Source organism: Piscinibacter gummiphilus, from assembly GCF_002116905.1.
In the GTDB taxonomy this organism is placed as follows: Bacteria; Pseudomonadota; Gammaproteobacteria; order Burkholderiales; family Burkholderiaceae_C; genus Rhizobacter; species Rhizobacter gummiphilus.
In genome coordinates, this window is the sequence record NZ_CP015118.1 from 3,111,939 (window position 1) to 3,128,956 (window position 17,018).

Below are 17,018 nucleotides of genomic sequence, written 5' to 3' on the forward strand. Positions count from 1 at the left end.
AAAGACACCATGACGACCTTGCCTCCCGACCTGCCCCCCGATCAACCGCCGCCCGAGCGGCTGATGCTGCCCACGCTCGAGACGCCCACGCTCACGAAGGCCGAGCTGGCCGAACTGCTGTTCGAGCGCCTGGGCCTCAACAAGCGCGAGTCCAAGGACATGGTCGAGGCGTTCTTCGACATCATCCACGGGACGCTGGTGAAGGGCGACGACGTCAAGATGTCCGGCTTCGGCAACTTCAACATCCGCCGCAAGGCGCCGCGTCCGGGGCGCAATCCCCGGACTGGGGAGTCCATCCCGATCAAGGCCAGAAATGTTGTTACTTTTCACGCAAGTCACAAATTGAAAGGTGTTGTGCAAGGCGACATCCCCGTCGGGGAGGACTTCGAGTAAAGTCTTAGCTTTCGGCCTCGATCTCATTGATTTCAATGGAGAAAGCGCTTCCCGCCATTCCAGCCAAACGTTACTTCACCATTGGTGAGGTGAGCGATTTGTGCGGCGTGAAGCCGTATGTGCTCCGGTACTGGGAGCAGGAGTTCACGCAGCTCAAGCCGATGAAGCGCCGGGGCAACCGGCGCTACTACCAGCACCACGAGGTGCTGCTCATCCGGCGCATCCGCGAGCTGCTGTACGAACAGGGCTTCACCATCAGCGGCGCCCGCAACCGGCTCACCGAGCTGGTCCATGCACGCGGCGGTGCCACGCCACCGGTCGTCGAGGAACCTCACGACGACAGCGAACTGCCCGAGCCTTCATCCTTCGGCCCCGATGCCGAGGTGCCCGAGGCATTGCCCGAACCCGATACCAGCGAACTCACCACCGAACAGCTGCGCAGCGAACTGCTGTCCATCCGGTCGTTGCTGAGTTTCTGACAGTCATCGAAACGGCACATCGAAATACCGCACGATCAGTGCTCACAATCTCGAAGTTTCCGGATATACTAGTGGGCTCAGTCGGGGCGTAGCGCAGCCTGGTAGCGCACTTGCATGGGGTGCAAGGGGTCGCGAGTTCGAATCCCGCCGTCCCGACCATTTATTCAAAGGGCCAGTTCTCACAAGGAACTGGCCCTTTTGTATTTCCGGACCGCGAATCTCGCCGATCAGCGGGCCGGGTCGACCCCGGCCAGCCTCAACGTCGAGACGAGCATGCGGTCCAGGCTGTCGACGGCCTTGGAACTGCGCGAGGCCTGGCTGCGGTACACCGCCACCTGCATCGGCGCCATCGGCCCCAGTCCGTGCGCTTCGCCCAGCACCTCGACTTGCGCGGGCGCGCTGCATTGGGTGAGGGCGGCGACCGCGAGGCCGCTTTCCACGGCCGCCACCTGGCCGGCGAGGCTGCAGCTGCTGCAAGACCACCTTGCAGGGGCGCCCCTGCTGCGCGAGCGAGTCGATCGCGCTGCGCCGGCCGAGTCGCAGCTGAGCTGGATCTCCTCGGCGCCGTGGCCCCATGCTCATGATCGCGGCGCGATCGATCGGCGCGAGTCTGCTGCTGGCCGCGCTGATGTGGTGGCGGGGCGAGACCCCGACGCGCCACCGCGGGCGGGCGCGGTGGCCGGTGCCCTCTTCGGGCTCGAGAACCTGCTGGTGGCCGAGGCCCTTCGGCTCACGCTGGCCTCGCACGTGATCGTGTTCCTCTACGCCGCACCGCTCTTCGCCGCGCTGGGCCTGCACGCTTGCGGGGCCGGGGGCCCTCAGAAGAGGATGACGTCGCGCATCGCCAGGCCCGTGGCGAGCCGGTCGAGGCCCCGGTTGATGTCGTCGAGCCGCAGCACCTCGCCCATCAGGCGGTTCACCGGCAGGCGGCCGTTGCGGTACATCGCGATGTAGCGGGGGATGTCGCGCGAGGGCACCGCGGAGCCGATGTAGCTGCCGCGCAGCGTGCGTTCCTCGCCGACCATCTGCACCGGGGAGAACGAGAACCGCTTCTCGGGGTTGGGCAGGCCGGCCGTGACGGTGCTGCCGCCGCGCCGGGTGATGGCCCAGGCCGTGTCCATCGCGGGGATGGCGCCGGCCATCTCGAACGCGAAATCCACGCCGCCCTTCGTGAACTCGCGCACCTGCGCCACCACGTCGGGGCTGCGGGCGTTGAACGTGGCGGTGGCGCCGAGGTCCTTCGCGAGCGCGAGCTTCTCGTCGCTGAGGTCGATGGCGACCACGTCGCGCGCGCCGGCTGCGACCGCGGCCAGCAGTGCCGAGAAGCCGACTCCGCCCAGGCCGATCACCGCGGCCGTGGTGCCGGCCCGCACTTGCGCCGTGTTGAACACCGCGCCCACGCCGGTCAGCACGGCACAACCGAAGAGGGCGGCCTCGGCGGGCGGCAGGTCCTTGTCGATCTTGACGCAAGAGCGGCGCGACACGATGCATTCCTCGGCGAAGCAGGACACGCCCACGTGGTGGTTCACCAGTTCGCCATTCAGCCGGATGCGGCGGGTACCGCCGAGCAGCGTGCCCGCGCCGTTGCTGGCGGCGCCGGGTTCGCACAGGGCAGGGCGGCCTTCGGCACAGGGCAGGCAGCCGCCGCAGCTGGGCATGAAGACCATCGCGACACGGTCGCCGGGCGCGAGGTCGGTGACCCCGGCGCCCACCTCAAGCACCTCCCCGGCGGACTCGTGGCCGATCACCATGGGAAGCGGCCGCGGCCGGTCGCCGTTGATCACGGAGAGGTCGGAGTGGCACAGGCCGGCGGCGAGCACCTTCACGCGCACCTCACCATGGCCCGGTGGATCGAGTTCGACGTCACGGATGACGAGGGGGCGGCTCTCGGCGTACGGGGCGGGCAGGCCCATCTGTTCCAGCACGGCGGCGCGAATGGTCATGGAGTCTCCTGGTGTGGTTTGCCGGAGTATGGCGCAGCGCGTCCGGTGTGCGGTCCCGTCACGCCTGTTTCGCGGCGAGCACCACCGGGTCGCGCTGCCGTCCCCGGATCAGCAGCACGGCCGTTGCGGCGAGCAGGCAGGCGGCCCCCGCGGCGTACACCGCCGGGTCGTACGACGCGAGGATCGAGCGCGACAGGCCCGCGCCGTACGTGGCGGTGGCGGCGCCGAGCTGGTGGGCGGCGAAGACCCAGCCGAAGACCACGCTCGCGCGTTCGGGGCCGAACTCCGCGGCCGCCAGCTTCACGGTGGGCGGCACCGTCGCGATCCAGTCGAGGCCGTAGAACATCGCGAACAGCGAGAGGCCCATCAGCGTGAAGTCCGAGTGCGGCAGCCAGAAGAGGGAGAGGCCGCGCAGGCCGTAGTACCAGAACAGCAGCTTGCGGTTGTCGAAACGGTCCGACAGGTAGCCGGACAGGGTGGTGCCGACCAGGTCGAAGATGCCCATCATCGACAGCACGGACGCGGCGGGCACGGGTCCGAGCCCGCGGTCTGCGCACAGCGAGATGAAGTGCGTCTGCACGAGGCCGTTCGTGCTCAGGCCGCAGATGAAGAACGTGCCGGCAAGCACCCAGAAGGTCGGCACGCGGGCGGCGCTGGCGAGCGTGCGGAAGGGCAAGGCCCAGTCCGGTCGCGGTGCGGACGGGGCGGGCGGTGCGTCGGGGGCGGCGCCGTACGGGGCGAGGCCCAGCGCGGCCGGCGTGTCGCGCATGAACAGCAGCACGAGCACCAGCACCAGGACCGACGCGGCGACGACCGGCACGAGGGCCCAGCGCCAGCCGTACTGTTCGATGAGCCACGCGGCCAGCGGCAGGAACACCAGCTGGCCCGTCGCGCTGCTGCCGGCCAGCAGGCCCATCACGAGGCCCTTGCGCTGCACGAACCAGCGGTTGGCGACCATCGCGCCCAGCACCATGGCCGTGAGGCCCGTGCCGATGCCGAGCGTGAGGCCCCACAGCGCGAACGCCTGGCCGAGGCTGTGCATGAACTGGCCGAGGAGCAGCGACGTGGCGATCACGCCTGCGGCGAGCGCGACGACACGCGAGACGCCGTAGCGCATCAGCACCACGGCTGCGAAGGGGCCGAGCAGGCCGTACAGCGCGAAGCGCACGGCGAAGATGGACGACAGCTCGGTGGTGCTCCACCCGAACTCGCGGGACAGCGGCTGCATCAGGGCACCGGGCAGTCCCAGCGCGGCGGAGGTCACCAGCATCGCGAGGAACGTGATGGCGGCGATGGCCCAGGCGTAGTGGATGCCCCGGCGTTGGAGGAAGGCGGAGAGGCGGACGGCTAACATGTTCGAGCGTCTTTCAGGAAGGGCTTGGCGGCCCGGAAGACAGGTGCCAGCAGGGGCTTGTTGGCATCGGCGAAGGCATCAATGATAATGATCGCAATCAAAAACTGTCAACGGAATCCCGCACGATGAAAGTCACGAAGGAACAGTCCCAGCAGAATCGCCAGGCGCTGCTGGACGCAGCGGCCGTGATGTTCAAGCAGCACGGCATCGACGGCGTGGGTGTGGCCGACGTGTGCCGCCAGGCGGGGCTGACGCACGGGGCGCTCTACAAGCACTTCACGGACAAGCAGGACCTCGCGGCCCAGGCCTTCGGCCAGGCGTTCCGCACGGGCCATGCCCGCATGGGCACGACCGAAGGCGGCGAAGCCCCGTCGCTGGCGCGGTACCTCGACGCCTACCTGAGCCGGCGCACGCGCGATGACCTGACGCTGGGGTGCCCGCTGGTCTCCACCGCATGCGAAACCGCGCGCCAGGGGGCGCAGGTCAGCCAGGGGTTCACGGATGCGTTCGTGGCGCTGCGTGCCGGCATCCGCGACACGCTGCCCGACGACGAGCGGCAGATCGACCGGGACGCGGTGGCGAGCCTGGTGGTGGCCGCGCTGATGGGCGCGATGGCGATCTCCCGTGGGGTGGCGAAGACAGACCGGGCGCTGGCCGACGAAGTGCTCGGCCACGTGCACCAGGTGTTGGGGAGCCTGTCGGTGCCGCCGAAGGCGCCCTGACGTTCAGCGCCGGCGCCAGCGCAACGGCCGTTCGCGTACGACTTCCTCGTCGTGCAGGCCCTGCGCGGGCTTCACGAGGTCGCTGCGGCTCACGAGGCCCACGAGGCGGCGGTCCACCGGGTCGTCCACCACCGCGAGCCGTTCGATGTCCAGCGCGGCCATGCGCAGCGCGACGCTGCGGCACGTGTCCTCGGGCAACGCGACCGGCGCGTCGGCCGACGCGAAGAGGTCGCCCGCGGGCGTGTCCGGCGGGCCGCCGAGATGGGCGCGGTCGACGAGACCCACAAAAACGCCGTCGGCCCGCACCACGGGGAAGGCCCGGTGCCGCTGGGCGGGACCGAACCAGCGCGCGGCCACGTCGCGCAGCGGTGTCTCGGCGGGCACGCAGTCGGGCGACCGGGTCATCACGTCCCCCACGTGCGCGCGCTCCTGCGGGTCCACGCCGTACTCGCGGTAGACATGTCGGCCGCGGCGTGCGATGCGCTCGGTCATGATCGAACGCGGCATCAGCAGGACGCTGACGCCCTGTGACACAGCGCAGGCGAGCAGCAGCGGCAGCAGGGCGTTGCCGTCGCCCGTGAGGCCGAACGCGAACGCGGTCGCCGTGAGGGGCGCACCGAGCACGCCGGCCAGCACCGCGGCCATGCACACGAGCGGCCACAGCGACGCATCGCCGCCAGGGAGCACGAGCGACAGCACGAGACCGAGCCCGGCGCCGATCATCAGCAGCGGCGCGAGCACGCCGCCCGAGGTGCCGGAACCGAGCGCGACGACCCAGATCACCGCCTTCGCGGCGAGCAGCGCGAGCGCCGCGTCGACGAGCAGGCGGTGGTTCAGCAGGTCCGCGATCACGTCGTAGCCCACGCCGAACGCCCGCGGCTGCCACCAGCCGCCGAGGCCTACGACGAGACCGCCGATCGCGGGCCACCACATCCAGTGCACGGGCAGGCGGTGGAACAGGTCCTCGACGGCGTAGAGCGCGCGGGACATGCCGGCCGACAGCAGCCCTGCGAGCGCGCCCGCCACCCCACACGACAACATCGCGGGCCACGCGACCGGCGCGGTCTGCAGCGGGAAGAGGGGGCCGGCGTCGAGCAGCAGCGGGCGCGTGAAGCCGGCCACCGCGCACGCGATGGCCACGGGCAGCAGGCTGCGCGGGCGCAGCTCGAACAGCAGCAGTTCCACCGCGAGCAGCACGGCCGCGAGCGGCGTGCCGAACACCGCGGTCATGCCCGCCGTGGCGCCGGCCACGAGCAGCGTCTTGCGTTCGGCGGCCGAGAGGTGCAGCAACTGCCCGAGCAGCGACCCCACCGCACCGCCCGTCATGATGATCGGCCCCTCGGCACCGAACGGGCCGCCCGAGCCGATGACGATGCCGGAAGACAACGGCTTGAGCACCGCCACCTTGGGCGACATTCGGCTCTTGCCGAACAGGATGGCCTCGATGGCCTCGGGAATGCCGTGGCCGCGGATCTTCTCGGACCCGTACCGCGCCATCAGCCCGACGACGAGGCCGCCGACCACCGGCAGCGCGATCACCCAGAGGCCCAGCGTGTGCTCAGCGGGCGACCGGTCGGCCACCGAGAGCGTCTGGAAGAAGAACACGTTCGTGAAGAAGCGGATCAGCGTCAGCAGCGTGTAGGCGGCCACGGTGCCGAGCCCGCCCAGCACGGCGGCGAGCGCGGCCATGCGCAGCAGGCGGGGCTGGGCCGCGTAGTCGCCCGGTTGGGGCCGGGGCGCGGCACCGGCGTTGACCGGCGCGCGGGCCGACCCTAAGCTCTGCAGCCGTTGCGGCAGCGTTGGATTCATGAGGCGTTCGTTCTGGACCGACAATCCCGAATTACATCACGGCATGATCTATTGAGGCGCCCGACCCCTCCATGACCCCACGACCCCCCGCCCTCACGAAAGCCGATTTCGAAGCCCTTTCCGAGTTCCGCTACCAGCTGCGGCGCTTCCTGCGCTTCAGCGAGGACGCGGCGCAGGCCGAGGGGCTCACGCCGCAGCAGTACCAGCTGCTGCTGCACGTGCGCGGGTTCCCGGGGCGGGACTGGGCCACCATCGGCGAACTGGCCGAACGCCTGCAGACGCAGCAGCACGGCGTGGTGGCGCTCGTCGCGCGCTGCGTGGCGGCGGGCCTCGTGACCCGCGAGCCGGGCGAAACCGACCGGCGTCAGGTGATCGTGCGGGTCACGCCCGAGGGCGAGAAGTCATTGCGGCGCCTGGCGCAGCGGCACCGCACCGAGTTGCAGGCGCTGTCCGACGTGTTCCAGGTGGCGCACATCTCCGCGTTCAACGACCGCGGCTGAGCCGCCGTCAGGCGAGCAGGCGTTGCACCACGCGGTGCACGTCGGGCGAGGGCAGCGCCGCTGGCACGGGCGCGTCGGCATGGGTGCGCACGAGGCGCACCAGCGTCTCGCGGTGCGGCGTGAGGGGGCCGTAGAAGACGGGCATACCGCCGACGGCGATCAGCAGGGTCGGGAAGTTCTCCACGTCCAGCGGGTCGACCAGGTCGGACTCGTCCTCGATGTCGATCCAGCGGAACGTGGCCTCCGGGAACGCGGCCTCCACCGAATCGAACGTGGGACGGTACTCGCGGCAACTGCCGCACCAGGCGGCGCAGAGGCAGGCGACGAGCAGCGGTCCGGTCGGTGAGGAGGGCGAATGCATGGGTGCGAATCATCCCAGACGAACGCCCCGTCCGCTGGCGGCCCCACCGAAATCCTTGTGTCGGCGCAACGCATGTCGCGTGCGCGACGCCGGGCCAACCCTAGGTGACTGAACGTACGTTTAGTTCAACAATCCGTTTCACTGAACGCTGGTTCAGTTATGTGTGCCAGAACGAGAACGGAGCAGTGATGAACAAGTCGATCGGTTGGGCGACGGTGGCGGTGGTGGGGGCGATGGTGATGGGATGCGGCGGGGACGACGACGAGGTCGTCGCCGCCCCGGTGGCGCCGGCCGCCGTGGTGGATCCGTGCCCCGCGCTCGAACCCGCGGCGGGCGCCGTGCCCACGGCCAGCGCCACGGGCGCGTACCTCTGTGCCGCCAACGTCGGCGTGGCCGACCTCGAACGTGCCGTCACGTTCTACAAGGCCCTGGGCATGCGCGAGAAGGCGCGGCTGAAGCGCACCGACCGCGACGAGGTGGTGATGGCATCCGCCGACGCGCGTGGCTCGCACCTCGTGCTCTTCAAGCACAGCGACACCACGGCCCGCGACTATTCGAAGAACCCGGGCAAGATCGTCTTCTACGTGAAGGACCCGGCGGCCTTCGGCGCGGCGCTGGCCGCCGCCGGCGGCACGCTGACGAGCCCCCCGGTGCTGTTCCAGGGCACGATGGTCGGCTTCGGCCGTGACCCCGACAACAACCTCGTCGAGATCGCCGGCAGCGCGGTGGCCACGCACTCGTACCTCAGCGCCTTCGGCATCGGCGTGACCGACCTGGAGGCCGCCCGGGCGTACTACATCGACGTGCTCGACTTCAAGCAGACGCTCAAGCTCTCGGTCACGAAGCCGAATGGCGCGGGCGGTGTCACGCCCTGGTACGACGAGTACATCCTGTCGTCGCCCACCGCGAAGGGCTCGGCCGTCGTGCTGATGCACTACACGGACGGCTCCGCCAAGAACTACACCAACAACCCGGTCTCGCTGAGCCTGCGGGTGAGCGACCCGGTGGCGTACGCCAAGCGCATCACCGATGCTGGCGGCACCGTGCCCGCGGCGCCCGCGAAGTCGGCCGAGGCCGTCCTCGGCGGCATCGTCGCCAGCACCGCGAAGGACGCCGACGGCACGCAGCTCCACCTGTACAAGTCGCCCCAGGCCGCCCCGTGCGGCACGGCAGCGATCACGTCGGCGTCAACGTCGACCACCGGGGCGTACCTGTGCTCGGCCGGCGTGGGCGTGACCGACCTCGAGAAGTCGGTGGCGTTCTACAAGGCCGCCTTCGGCATGACCGAACGCGTGCGCCTCACGCGCACCGACCGCGACGAGGTGGTGCTCGATGCCGCCGACAAGCGCGGCGCCCAGCTCGTGCTCTACAAGCACACGGACGGTTCGACCCGCAACTACAAGCAGAACCCCGGCAAGATCGTGTTCTACGTGAGCGACACCCCGGCGGCCGTGGCCGCGGTGGTGGCCGCCGGCGGCAGCGCGTCCACGCCCGCGAACTTCAACGGCAGCATGGTCTCGTTCTCCCGCGACCCCGACAACAACCTCGTCGAAATCGCGAGCAGCGCGGCCGCCACCACGCCGTACGTCAGCGCCTTCGGCATCGGCGTGGCCGACCTCGAGGCGGCGAAGACCTTCTACGTCGACACGCTGGACATGAAGCTCGTGGCGCCGAAGCTGTCGATCGCGAAGGCCGCGAACACGCCCTGGTACGACGAGTACATCCTCGGCTCGAAGGCCGGGCGCGGGGCGAGCATCGTGCTGATGACCTACACCGACGGCACCGCGAAGAACTACAAGGACAACCCCGTGACCCTCGGTCTGCGCGCCGACCGCCCGGGCGACTACGCCAAGCGGATCTTCGACGCCGGCAAGACCGTCACCCGCGCCCCCGCGGCCGCCACCGAAGCCGCCCTGGGCGACGCGCTGGTCGGCTACGCGAAGGATGCCGACGGCACGGTGCTCGAGATCCTCAGCTCCCCGAACTGATCCCAGGAGGACCACCCCATGAGTGCACAGACCCAGTTGCTGGAGATGATCCAGACCGGCCAGGCGTACGCCCCCGACCTGATCTTCCCGCTGTATGACCAGCTCGACCCCATCTCGATCGAGGAGATCCTCGGCACGTGGAAGGGCGGCAAGTTCGACGGCGGCAAGGACCCCGACCCGATCAAGTGGTACGGCAAGCGTTTCGTATCGGCCGACTACTGCGAGCCGCTGCTGTGCCGCAGGGACGACGGCTCCGTGTACGCCTATGACAATCTGGGCGCGGCGCAGATGCGGCTGATGGCCTGGCGCGGCAAGGTCTCGGCCTCGCTGATCTACGACAAGCAGCCCATCATGGACTACTTCCGCAAGGTCACCGACGACGTGATCATCGGCCTCGGGGACGTGAAGGGGAAGCCCACGGACTTCTTCTTCCACCTCACGCGCCAATGACCCGTTGACGCACCGCGACGGTCAGCGCTGCATCCCCCAGCGCCGCACCGTCGCGCGTTCCAGCGTCACGAACACGAGGCTCTCGACGAGCAGGCCGATCACGATGACCATCGCGAGGCCCGCGAACACGCGGTCGGTGTAGAGCTCGTTGCGGTTCTGGAAGATGAACCAGCCAAGGCCGCCCTGGCCGCTGTTGGTGGTGCCGAACACCAGTTCGGCCGCGATCAGCGTGCGCCACGCGAAGGCCCAGCCGATCTTCAGTCCGGCCACGATGGCGGGCAGCGCCGCCGGCACGAGGATGAACAGCACGTAGCGCAAGCCGCGCAGGCCGTAGTTGCGGCCCGCCATGCGCAGCGTCTCGGGCACCGAGCGGAAGCCGCTGTACGTGTTGAGCGCCAGCGGCCACAGCACCGAGTGCACCAGCACGAACACGAGGCTGCCCTGGCCCAGCCCGAACCACAGCAGCGCGACGGGCAGCAGCGCGATGGCGGGCAGCGGGTTGAACATCGACGTCAGCGTGTCCAGCAGGTCGCGGCCCAGCTGCGTGGACGTGGCCAGCGTCGTCAGCACGAAGGCCGCGGCGATGCCCAGGAGATAGCCGCGCAGCAACACGGCGAGCGACATGCCGGCCCGGTGCAGCAGTTCGCCGCTCCACAGGCCCTGGCCGAAGGCGATGGCGGTGTCGACGAACGTGGGCAGCAGCAGGTCGTTGGCCTTCAGGCGCGCGGCCACCTCCCACAGGCCGGCCATCACCAGCAGCAGCACGGTCTTGCGCACCCACCCCTGCTGCCACAGGCGAGCCGAGAGCGGCAGCGGTTGCACGACCTCGTCGTCGCTCAGCGGCGGCAGGTCGCGTTCGTATTCGGGGCGGACAAGGGCGGCGGTCATCGTCAGGCGGCCGCGAGCGACGCGGCGGGTTCGTCGAACAGCAGGCGGTGGATGCGCTGCGACGTGGACTGGAACTCGGGGCTGCCGAGGCTGTGCAGGCCGTAGGCCTGTGCGTCGAGTTCCGCGCGCACGCGACCCGGGTGCGGCGACAGCAGCAGGATGCGGTTGCCCACCACGAGGGCTTCCTCGATCGAGTGGGTGACGAACAGCAGAGTGAAACGGAATTCCTCCCACAGCGACAGCAGTTCCTCCTGCATGCGACGGCGCGTGAGGGCATCCAGCGCGGCGAACGGCTCGTCCATCAGCAGCACGCGCGGCTGCATCGCGAGGGCGCGGGCGATGGCCACGCGCTGCTTCATGCCGCCCGACAGCGTGTGCGGGTACGCGTCGGCGAAGTCGGCGAGGCCCACCTTGTCGAGGTAGTGCAGCGCCCGTTCCTCGGCCTGGCGCCGCGACAGCAGGCGCGACGCCCGCAGCGGGAACATCACGTTGGCCTTGACCGTCTTCCACGGCGGCAGCTGGTCGAACTCCTGGAACACGACGATGCGGTCCGGTCCGGGTTCGCTGACCGTCGCACCATCGAGCCGGATGTGGCCCGAGCGGGGCGTGACGAAACCCGCGGCGGCCTTCAGCAGCGTGGACTTGCCGCAGCCCGAGGGACCGAGCAGCACGAAGCGGTCGCCTTCGAGCACGTCGAAGCTCACGCGGTCGGTGGCGCGCACGACCCGCTCCGGCGTGCGGTACTCGATCGTCACGTCCTCGGCCTGGAGCGTGGGCACGTCGCTCGTGGCACGCGGCTCGCGGGGCAGTGGTGGCGGCACGACGCGCAGGAACGGGATGCCCATGGTCAGTCTCCTCGGGCGGTGGCCGGGTGGTCGGCGAAGAAGTAGTCGTTCGCGGCGCGCGGCTCGTTCTTGAGCGCGCCCACGCGGTGCAGGAACTGCGCGAGGGCCAGCGTGTTCTGCGGCGCGATCTTGTACTCCACCTGCGGGTTCCTGATGATCTTCACCAGCAGGTCGCGGTCGATCTTCGCGTTGTTCACGCGGATGTAGGTGTCCGCGGCCTTCTCGGGGTTCGCGCGCACCCAGCGTGCGGCCTCGTCCAGCGCCTCGATGAACGCGCGGTAGGTCTTCGGATTGGCGCGGCGGAACTTGTCGGTGGCGTACAGCACGGTGGCCGACGCCGGCCCGCCCAGCACGTCGTACGAGTTCAGCACGATGCGCGCCTTCGGGTTGCCGGCGAGCTCCTGTTCCTGGAACGGCGGGTTGCCGAAGTGGCCGGTGATCTCGGTGCCGCCGGCGATGATGGCGGCGGCCGCGTCCGGGTGGGGCAGGGTCTGCGTCAGCCGGTCGAGGCGGTTGAACTCCTTGTCGCCCCACTGCTTCGCGGCAGCGAACTGGAGGATGCGGGCCTGCACCGACACGCCCACCGCGGGCAGCGCGATGCGGTCCTTGTCGGTGAAGTCGGCGATGGTCTTGACGTTCGGGTTGTTCGAGACGAGGTAGTACGGGAAGTTGCCGAGGGAGGCGATGCCCTTGACGTCCTGCTTGCCCTTCGTGCGGTCCCAGATCGTGAGCAGCGGGCCCACGCCGGCGCCGGCCACGTCGATGGAACCCGACAGCAGCGCGTCGTTGACGGCGGCACCACCCGACAGTTTCACGAACTCGACCTTGATCTCCTGGCCGAGCGCCTTGCCATGCTTCTCGATCAGCTTCTGGTCCTGCGCCACGTTGAGCAGCAGGTACACGATGCCGAACTGCTCGGCGATGCGGAGCTGTCCCTCGGCACGCGCCGGGGTGGCGAGGCCGAGGGCGGACAGCGCGAGGCTGGAACTGGCAGCGAGGGCAACGAGGCGGCGTCGGATCGTCATGGAAGAGGTTCGTTTCGTGTGGTCGAGGACTGCAGTAAACCGGCCCCCGGCGTCCACGACAACGAAGCTTTTCGAATGACGATCCTCACCCCCTCAGACGGCCGCGAGCGCCTGGTCGAGGTCGGCGATCAGGTCGTCGATGTGCTCGATGCCGACGGACAGGCGCACGGTGTCCTCGGTCACCCCCGTCTTCTTCAGCTCCTCCGGGTTCAACTGGCGGTGCGTGGTGGACGCGGGGTGCGTGGCCAGCGACTTGGCGTCGCCGATGTTGACGAGGCGCGTGAAGAGCGCCAGCGCGTCGAGGAACCGCGCGCCCGCCTCGCGGCCCTGGCCGGCCGGGCTCTTCACGCCGAAGGTCAACAGCCCCGAGGCCTTGCCCGAGAGGTACTTCTTCACCAGCGCATGGTCCGGATGCCCTTCGAGGCCCGCGTAGTTGACCCAGCCCACCTTCGGATGGGTCGACAGGTGCTGCGCCACCTTGACGGCGTTGTCGCTGATGCGGTCCAGGCGCAGCGCGAGTGTCTCGATGCCCTGCAGGATCTGGAACGCGTTGAACGGTGACAGCGCCGCGCCGGTGTTGCGCAGCGGAACGACGCGGGCGCGACCGATGTACGCGGCCGGGCCGAGGGCCTCGGTGTAGACCACGCCGTGGTAGCTCGGGTCGGGTTCGTTGAGGCGCTTGAAGCGGGCCTTGTGCTGGGCCCACGGGAACTTGCCCGAGTCGACGATCGCGCCGCCCACGCTCGTGCCGTGGCCACCGAGGTACTTCGTCAGCGAGTGCACGACGATGTCGGCGCCGTGTTCGAACGGGCGGCTGAGGTAGGGGGAGGGCACGGTGTTGTCGACGATCAGCGGCACGCCGTGGCGGTGCGCGATCTCGGCGACCCGGGCGATGTCGGTCACGTTGCCGGCCGGGTTGCCGAGCGACTCGACGAACACCGCCTTCGTGCGGTCGTCGATCAGCGCCTCGAACGAGGCGGGGTCGCGGTGGTCGGCGAAGCGCGTGGTGATGCCGTATTGCGGCAGCGTGTGGGCGAAGAGGTTGTACGTGCCGCCGTAGAGCGCGCTGGACGAGACGATGTTGTCGCCGGCCTCGCTGATCGTCAGGATGGCATAGGTCACCGCGGCCTGGCCCGACGCCAGCGCCAGCGCGCCGATGCCACCCTCGAGCGAGGCGAGCCGTTGCTCCAGCACGTCGTTCGTCGGGTTCATGATCCGCGAGTAGATGTTGCCCGGCACCTTGAGGTCGAACAGGTCGGCCCCGTGCTGCGCGTTGTCGAACGCGTAGGCCACGGTCTGGTAGATGGGCACCGCGACGGCCTTCGTCGTCGGGTCCGGCGAATAGCCGGCGTGGATGGACCGTGTTTCGAAGCGCCAGGAAGCTTGGGACATGAGGGTCTCCTCGAAGTGGAGCGCGCAGGCTACGAAGCGCATGGGCCGAAGAGAAATACGCAATTGCGATAAGGAAAGGCGTTCTTCTTCGTTCCGCGAGCAACGACGTCTCCTTATCGTCACGCCATCGACACCACGCTCGTCTCGGCTTCATGAAAATCGTCGGCATCCTGGGCAGTCCGTCCGCCACCTCCCGCTCCGCGGCCCTGCTGCAGCACGCCACGGCCTCGCTGCGGCACGTGGCCAGCAGCCTGCACACCATCTCGGTCCGTGAACTGCCCGCCGAGGCGCTGCTGCACGCCCAGTTCGACCACCCGCTGATCCGGCAGGCGCTGAACGAGGTGAACGAGGCCCAGGTCGTGCTGGTCTCCACCCCGATCTACAAGGCGGCCTACAGCGGCCTGCTGAAGTCGTTCCTCGACCTGCTGCCGCAGGACGGCCTGCGCGAGAAGACCGTCGTGCCGCTGGCCACCGGCGGCAGCATCGCCCACCTGCTGGCCCTCGACTACGCGCTCAAGCCCGTGCTGTCGGCCCTGGGCGCGCGCGACATCCTCGACCCGGTGTTCGCCACCGACCCGCAGATCCCGAAGCACGAGACCGAAGGCTACCGCCTGTTGCCCGAGGTGCAGGAGCGAGTCGCGCGGTCGCTGCAGACCGTCATCGACCGCAACGACGAGTTCCAGCGGCTGGAGGACGCGGCCCGCGAGCGCGAGGCGCTGCTGTCGCGCCTGCAGGCGCCGCAGGCCGGCGAGTCCACGCGCTGGGCCCCGCGCGACGTGCGCTGGTCCACCTGAGTTTCCCTTTCGCTGTCATCCCCTGGAGAAGAACATGAGCATCACCGCCATCAACGTCCGCAACCAGTTCCGCGGCAAGGTCAAGGAAATCATCGAAGGCCCCGTCGTCTCGGAGATCGACGTCGAGACGCCGTCCGGCCTCGTGGTCACGTCGGTCATCACCACCCGCTCCGTCAAGGAACTGGGCCTGAAGCCGGGGCGCGACGTGGTCGCGCTGGTGAAGTCCACCGAAGTGTCCATCGCGACGCTCTGACACGGGGCGGGCCATGGGCTTCAAGGGCGATCCCGTCCGTGTCCTGGTGGTGCCGGGGCTGCACGACAGCGGCCAGGGCCATTGGCAGACCTGGCTCGAAGGCCACTTCAAGCGGTCGACGCGCGTGCGCCAGGACGACTGGACCCGCGCCGACCTCGAACGCTGGGCCGACCGCATCGACGTGACACTGTCGCGCGAGCCCGGCACGCGCTGGGTGGCCGTGGCGCACAGCTTCGGCTGCCTCGCGCTCGCGCGCTACCTGGCCCATGGCGGGCAGGGCGTGCACGCCGCGCTGATGGTGGCGCCGGCCGACCCCGAGAAGTTCGCGGCCGGCCCGTTCCTGCCGCAGTCGCAGCTGCCGATCCCGAGCGCGCTGCTCGCGAGCGAGAACGATCCGTGGATGCGCCTCGACAGCGCCCGCTCGTGGGCGCGCATCTGGGGCTCGCAGTTCATCAACCTCGGGGCGGTCGGACACATCAACACCGAGTCCGGCTTCGGCCCGCTGCCGCATGCGAAGACGTTGGTGGAGCTGATGATCCAGCGGGTCGAGCGCCAGCGCCGATCGGCACGGGCCCATCCGCTGGAGTTCTCGTTCGCCATCTGACGGCGCCTCATGCGGCCGTGACACACTCGCGGCCATGAAACTCCTGACCGTGTGGTGGCTGGGTGTCCTGGGGCTGGCGGGCTGCGCGCAATCGCCGCCCGCCGCCGACGTGCTCGGCATCGACTTCGTCCGCATCCCCGCCGGCACGTTCCAGATGGGCAGCGACGAGGCCCCCGCCGCACTGGCGGCCGCGTACCCCGGGCTGGAGCCGTCGCGGTTCACGGGCCTGGGTGACGAGGCCCCGGTCCACACGGTGCGCATCACGCGCGCCTTCGAGATGAGCCGCCACGAGGTCACCGTGGGGCAGTTCCGGCGCTTCCTCGAACGGTCCGGCCACGTGCCCGAATCGGTCGCGGACGGCACCGGCGGCTACGGCCACAACCCGGCCTACGACCCCGCCACCACGAAACGGGGCGACGCCTTCGAGGGCCGTTCGCCGGTGTACTCGTGGCGCAACCCGGGCTTCCGGCAGGGCGACGACCACCCGGTCGTCAACGTCACCTGGAACGACGCCGTGGCACTCGCCCGGTGGCTCAGCCAGCAGGAGGGGCGCCGCTACCGCCTGCCCACCGAGGCCGAGTGGGAGTACGCCTGCCGCGCGGGAGCACGCACCCGGTACCAGCACGGCGACGACCCGGCGGGCCTGGTCGCCTCCGGCAACACCTTCGACGAGGACGCGGCGGTGAACTGGCCGAAGTGGCGCGACCGGGCCGTGCCGGGCCACGACGGCCACGCCTTCACCGCGCCGGTGGGTTCGTTCGCGCCGAACGCGTTCGGCCTCTCGGACATGCACGGCAACGTGTGGGAGTGGGTGTCCGACTGGCATGGCGACGACTATTACGCGCAGTCGCCCGTGGACGACCCGACCGGCCCCGCCACCGGGGAGGTGAAGGTGCGCCGGGGTGGGTCGTGGCACACGTGGCCGCTGTATGCCCGCTGCGCGTTCCGCAACTGGAACACCCCCCAGACCCGGTACACCCTGGTGGGCATCCGGTTGGTCCGGGAGACGAAACCCTGACGACCGGGGCCGTCACACTCGGAGACACACCTGCCCGTTTATGACAGGAAACGGGTCGGCCAACGAAATTGGTCACCCGCCCGGACCGGACGGTCCGGGAGCTTCGGGCGGTGAGAACCGCGATGGAATGTGGGGTCCGTCCGGTTTCGCGGCCACGGACGCCCGCGGCCGCTTCGGTGGCTCGGAAGTTGCGTTGCAAG

The 17,018-nt window shown here is 69.6% G+C and carries 18 protein-coding genes, 1 tRNA gene and 1 pseudogene; 11 read left to right on the forward strand and 9 right to left on the reverse strand.

Features of this window, described 5'->3' with window-relative positions:
- The first annotated feature begins 63 nt into the window (after positions 1-63).
- The 3 genes from A4W93_RS13905 (at position 64) to A4W93_RS13915 (ending at position 1,031) form a co-directional block, all read left to right on the forward strand.
- On the forward strand, positions 64-393 hold the full coding sequence (locus A4W93_RS13905; RefSeq protein ID WP_099960061.1) for an integration host factor subunit alpha: 330 nt from the start codon (positions 64-66) through the stop codon (positions 391-393).
- A 35-nt stretch (positions 394-428) separates the two neighbouring features.
- Positions 429-872 (forward strand): MerR family transcriptional regulator, encoded by a 444-nt coding sequence (locus A4W93_RS13910; protein ID WP_085751171.1) that lies wholly within the window; start codon positions 429-431, stop codon positions 870-872.
- 82 nt (positions 873-954) lie between these two features.
- Positions 955-1,031 (forward strand) — tRNA-Pro (locus A4W93_RS13915).
- Positions 1,032-1,099: 68 nt separating this feature from the next.
- On the opposite strand, the pseudogene A4W93_RS13920 reads toward A4W93_RS13915, so the two are convergent.
- The 3 genes and pseudogenes from A4W93_RS13920 to A4W93_RS13930 form a co-directional block, all read right to left on the reverse strand.
- Positions 1,100-1,409 (reverse strand): annotated as a pseudogene (locus tag A4W93_RS13920) (LysR family transcriptional regulator); the annotation flags it as partial.
- A 281-nt stretch (positions 1,410-1,690) separates the two neighbouring features.
- Positions 1,691-2,815: a zinc-dependent alcohol dehydrogenase family protein gene (locus tag A4W93_RS13925; RefSeq protein WP_085751172.1), complete on the reverse strand. Its 1,125-nt coding sequence runs from the start codon at positions 2,813-2,815 to the stop codon at positions 1,691-1,693.
- A 58-nt stretch (positions 2,816-2,873) separates the two neighbouring features.
- Positions 2,874-4,169 carry an MFS transporter gene (locus A4W93_RS13930; RefSeq protein ID WP_085751173.1) on the reverse strand — a complete coding sequence of 432 codons (1,296 nt, stop codon included), beginning with the start codon at positions 4,167-4,169 and terminating at the stop codon, positions 2,874-2,876.
- 125 nt (positions 4,170-4,294) lie between these two features.
- Here A4W93_RS13930 and A4W93_RS13935 point away from each other — a divergent pair, with 125 nt between their 5' ends.
- Positions 4,295-4,891: a TetR/AcrR family transcriptional regulator gene (locus A4W93_RS13935; protein ID WP_085751174.1), complete on the forward strand. Its 597-nt coding sequence runs from the start codon at positions 4,295-4,297 to the stop codon at positions 4,889-4,891.
- 3 nt (positions 4,892-4,894) lie between these two features.
- On the opposite strand, the gene A4W93_RS13940 is transcribed toward A4W93_RS13935, so the two are convergent.
- On the reverse strand, positions 4,895-6,580 hold the full coding sequence (locus tag A4W93_RS13940) for a chloride channel protein (protein WP_099960062.1): 1,686 nt from the start codon (positions 6,578-6,580) through the stop codon (positions 4,895-4,897).
- Between the two features lie 191 nt (positions 6,581-6,771).
- Between A4W93_RS13940 and A4W93_RS13945 the strand changes: the two genes are divergently transcribed.
- Positions 6,772-7,200: a MarR family winged helix-turn-helix transcriptional regulator gene (locus tag A4W93_RS13945; RefSeq protein WP_085751176.1), complete on the forward strand. Its 429-nt coding sequence runs from the start codon at positions 6,772-6,774 to the stop codon at positions 7,198-7,200.
- A 7-nt stretch (positions 7,201-7,207) separates the two neighbouring features.
- Here the strand turns inward: A4W93_RS13945 and A4W93_RS13950 are convergent, their stop codons facing one another.
- Positions 7,208-7,561 (reverse strand): thioredoxin family protein, encoded by a 354-nt coding sequence (locus tag A4W93_RS13950; protein WP_085751177.1) that lies wholly within the window; start codon positions 7,559-7,561, stop codon positions 7,208-7,210.
- Between the two features lie 188 nt (positions 7,562-7,749).
- On the opposite strand from A4W93_RS13950, the gene A4W93_RS13955 reads away from it, so the two are divergent.
- Together A4W93_RS13955 and A4W93_RS13960 are read left to right on the forward strand one after the other, a co-directional pair.
- Entirely contained in the window at positions 7,750-9,549 is a 1,800-nt protein-coding gene (locus A4W93_RS13955) for a VOC family protein (protein WP_085751178.1), read from the forward strand.
- Between the two features lie 18 nt (positions 9,550-9,567).
- Positions 9,568-9,999: a DUF4334 domain-containing protein gene (locus tag A4W93_RS13960; RefSeq protein WP_085751179.1), complete on the forward strand. Its 432-nt coding sequence runs from the start codon at positions 9,568-9,570 to the stop codon at positions 9,997-9,999.
- 21 nt (positions 10,000-10,020) lie between these two features.
- On the opposite strand, the gene A4W93_RS13965 is transcribed toward A4W93_RS13960, so the two are convergent.
- From A4W93_RS13965 to A4W93_RS13980, 4 genes are all read right to left on the reverse strand, one after another.
- Positions 10,021-10,887, reverse strand: a complete 867-nt coding sequence (locus tag A4W93_RS13965) for an ABC transporter permease (RefSeq protein ID WP_085751180.1) — start codon at positions 10,885-10,887, stop codon at positions 10,021-10,023.
- A gap of 2 nt (positions 10,888-10,889) precedes the next feature.
- The gene (locus tag A4W93_RS13970) at positions 10,890-11,732 is read right to left on the reverse strand and encodes an ABC transporter ATP-binding protein (protein ID WP_085751181.1); all 843 of its coding nucleotides are present in this window, start codon (positions 11,730-11,732) and stop codon (positions 10,890-10,892) included.
- 2 nt (positions 11,733-11,734) lie between these two features.
- The gene (locus A4W93_RS13975) at positions 11,735-12,757 is read right to left on the reverse strand and encodes an ABC transporter substrate-binding protein (protein WP_085751182.1); all 1,023 of its coding nucleotides are present in this window, start codon (positions 12,755-12,757) and stop codon (positions 11,735-11,737) included.
- A 93-nt stretch (positions 12,758-12,850) separates the two neighbouring features.
- Positions 12,851-14,149, reverse strand: a complete 1,299-nt coding sequence (locus tag A4W93_RS13980) for an O-acetylhomoserine aminocarboxypropyltransferase/cysteine synthase family protein (protein WP_085751183.1) — start codon at positions 14,147-14,149, stop codon at positions 12,851-12,853.
- Between the two features lie 152 nt (positions 14,150-14,301).
- On the opposite strand from A4W93_RS13980, the gene ssuE reads away from it, so the two are divergent.
- From ssuE to A4W93_RS14000, 4 genes are read left to right on the forward strand one after another with little or no spacing between them, the layout of a single operon-like run.
- Positions 14,302-14,943, forward strand: a complete 642-nt coding sequence (gene ssuE, locus A4W93_RS13985; RefSeq protein ID WP_085751184.1) for an NADPH-dependent FMN reductase — start codon at positions 14,302-14,304, stop codon at positions 14,941-14,943.
- 34 nt (positions 14,944-14,977) lie between these two features.
- Positions 14,978-15,196, forward strand: coding sequence for a TOBE domain-containing protein (locus tag A4W93_RS13990; RefSeq protein ID WP_056655694.1), 219 nt, complete (start codon positions 14,978-14,980; stop codon positions 15,194-15,196).
- Positions 15,197-15,209: 13 nt separating this feature from the next.
- Positions 15,210-15,800 carry an RBBP9/YdeN family alpha/beta hydrolase gene (locus A4W93_RS13995; protein WP_085751185.1) on the forward strand — a complete coding sequence of 197 codons (591 nt, stop codon included), beginning with the start codon at positions 15,210-15,212 and terminating at the stop codon, positions 15,798-15,800.
- Positions 15,801-15,834: 34 nt separating this feature from the next.
- Positions 15,835-16,818, forward strand: coding sequence for a formylglycine-generating enzyme family protein (locus tag A4W93_RS14000; RefSeq protein ID WP_085751186.1), 984 nt, complete (start codon positions 15,835-15,837; stop codon positions 16,816-16,818).
- The last annotated feature ends 200 nt before the right edge of the window (positions 16,819-17,018 follow it).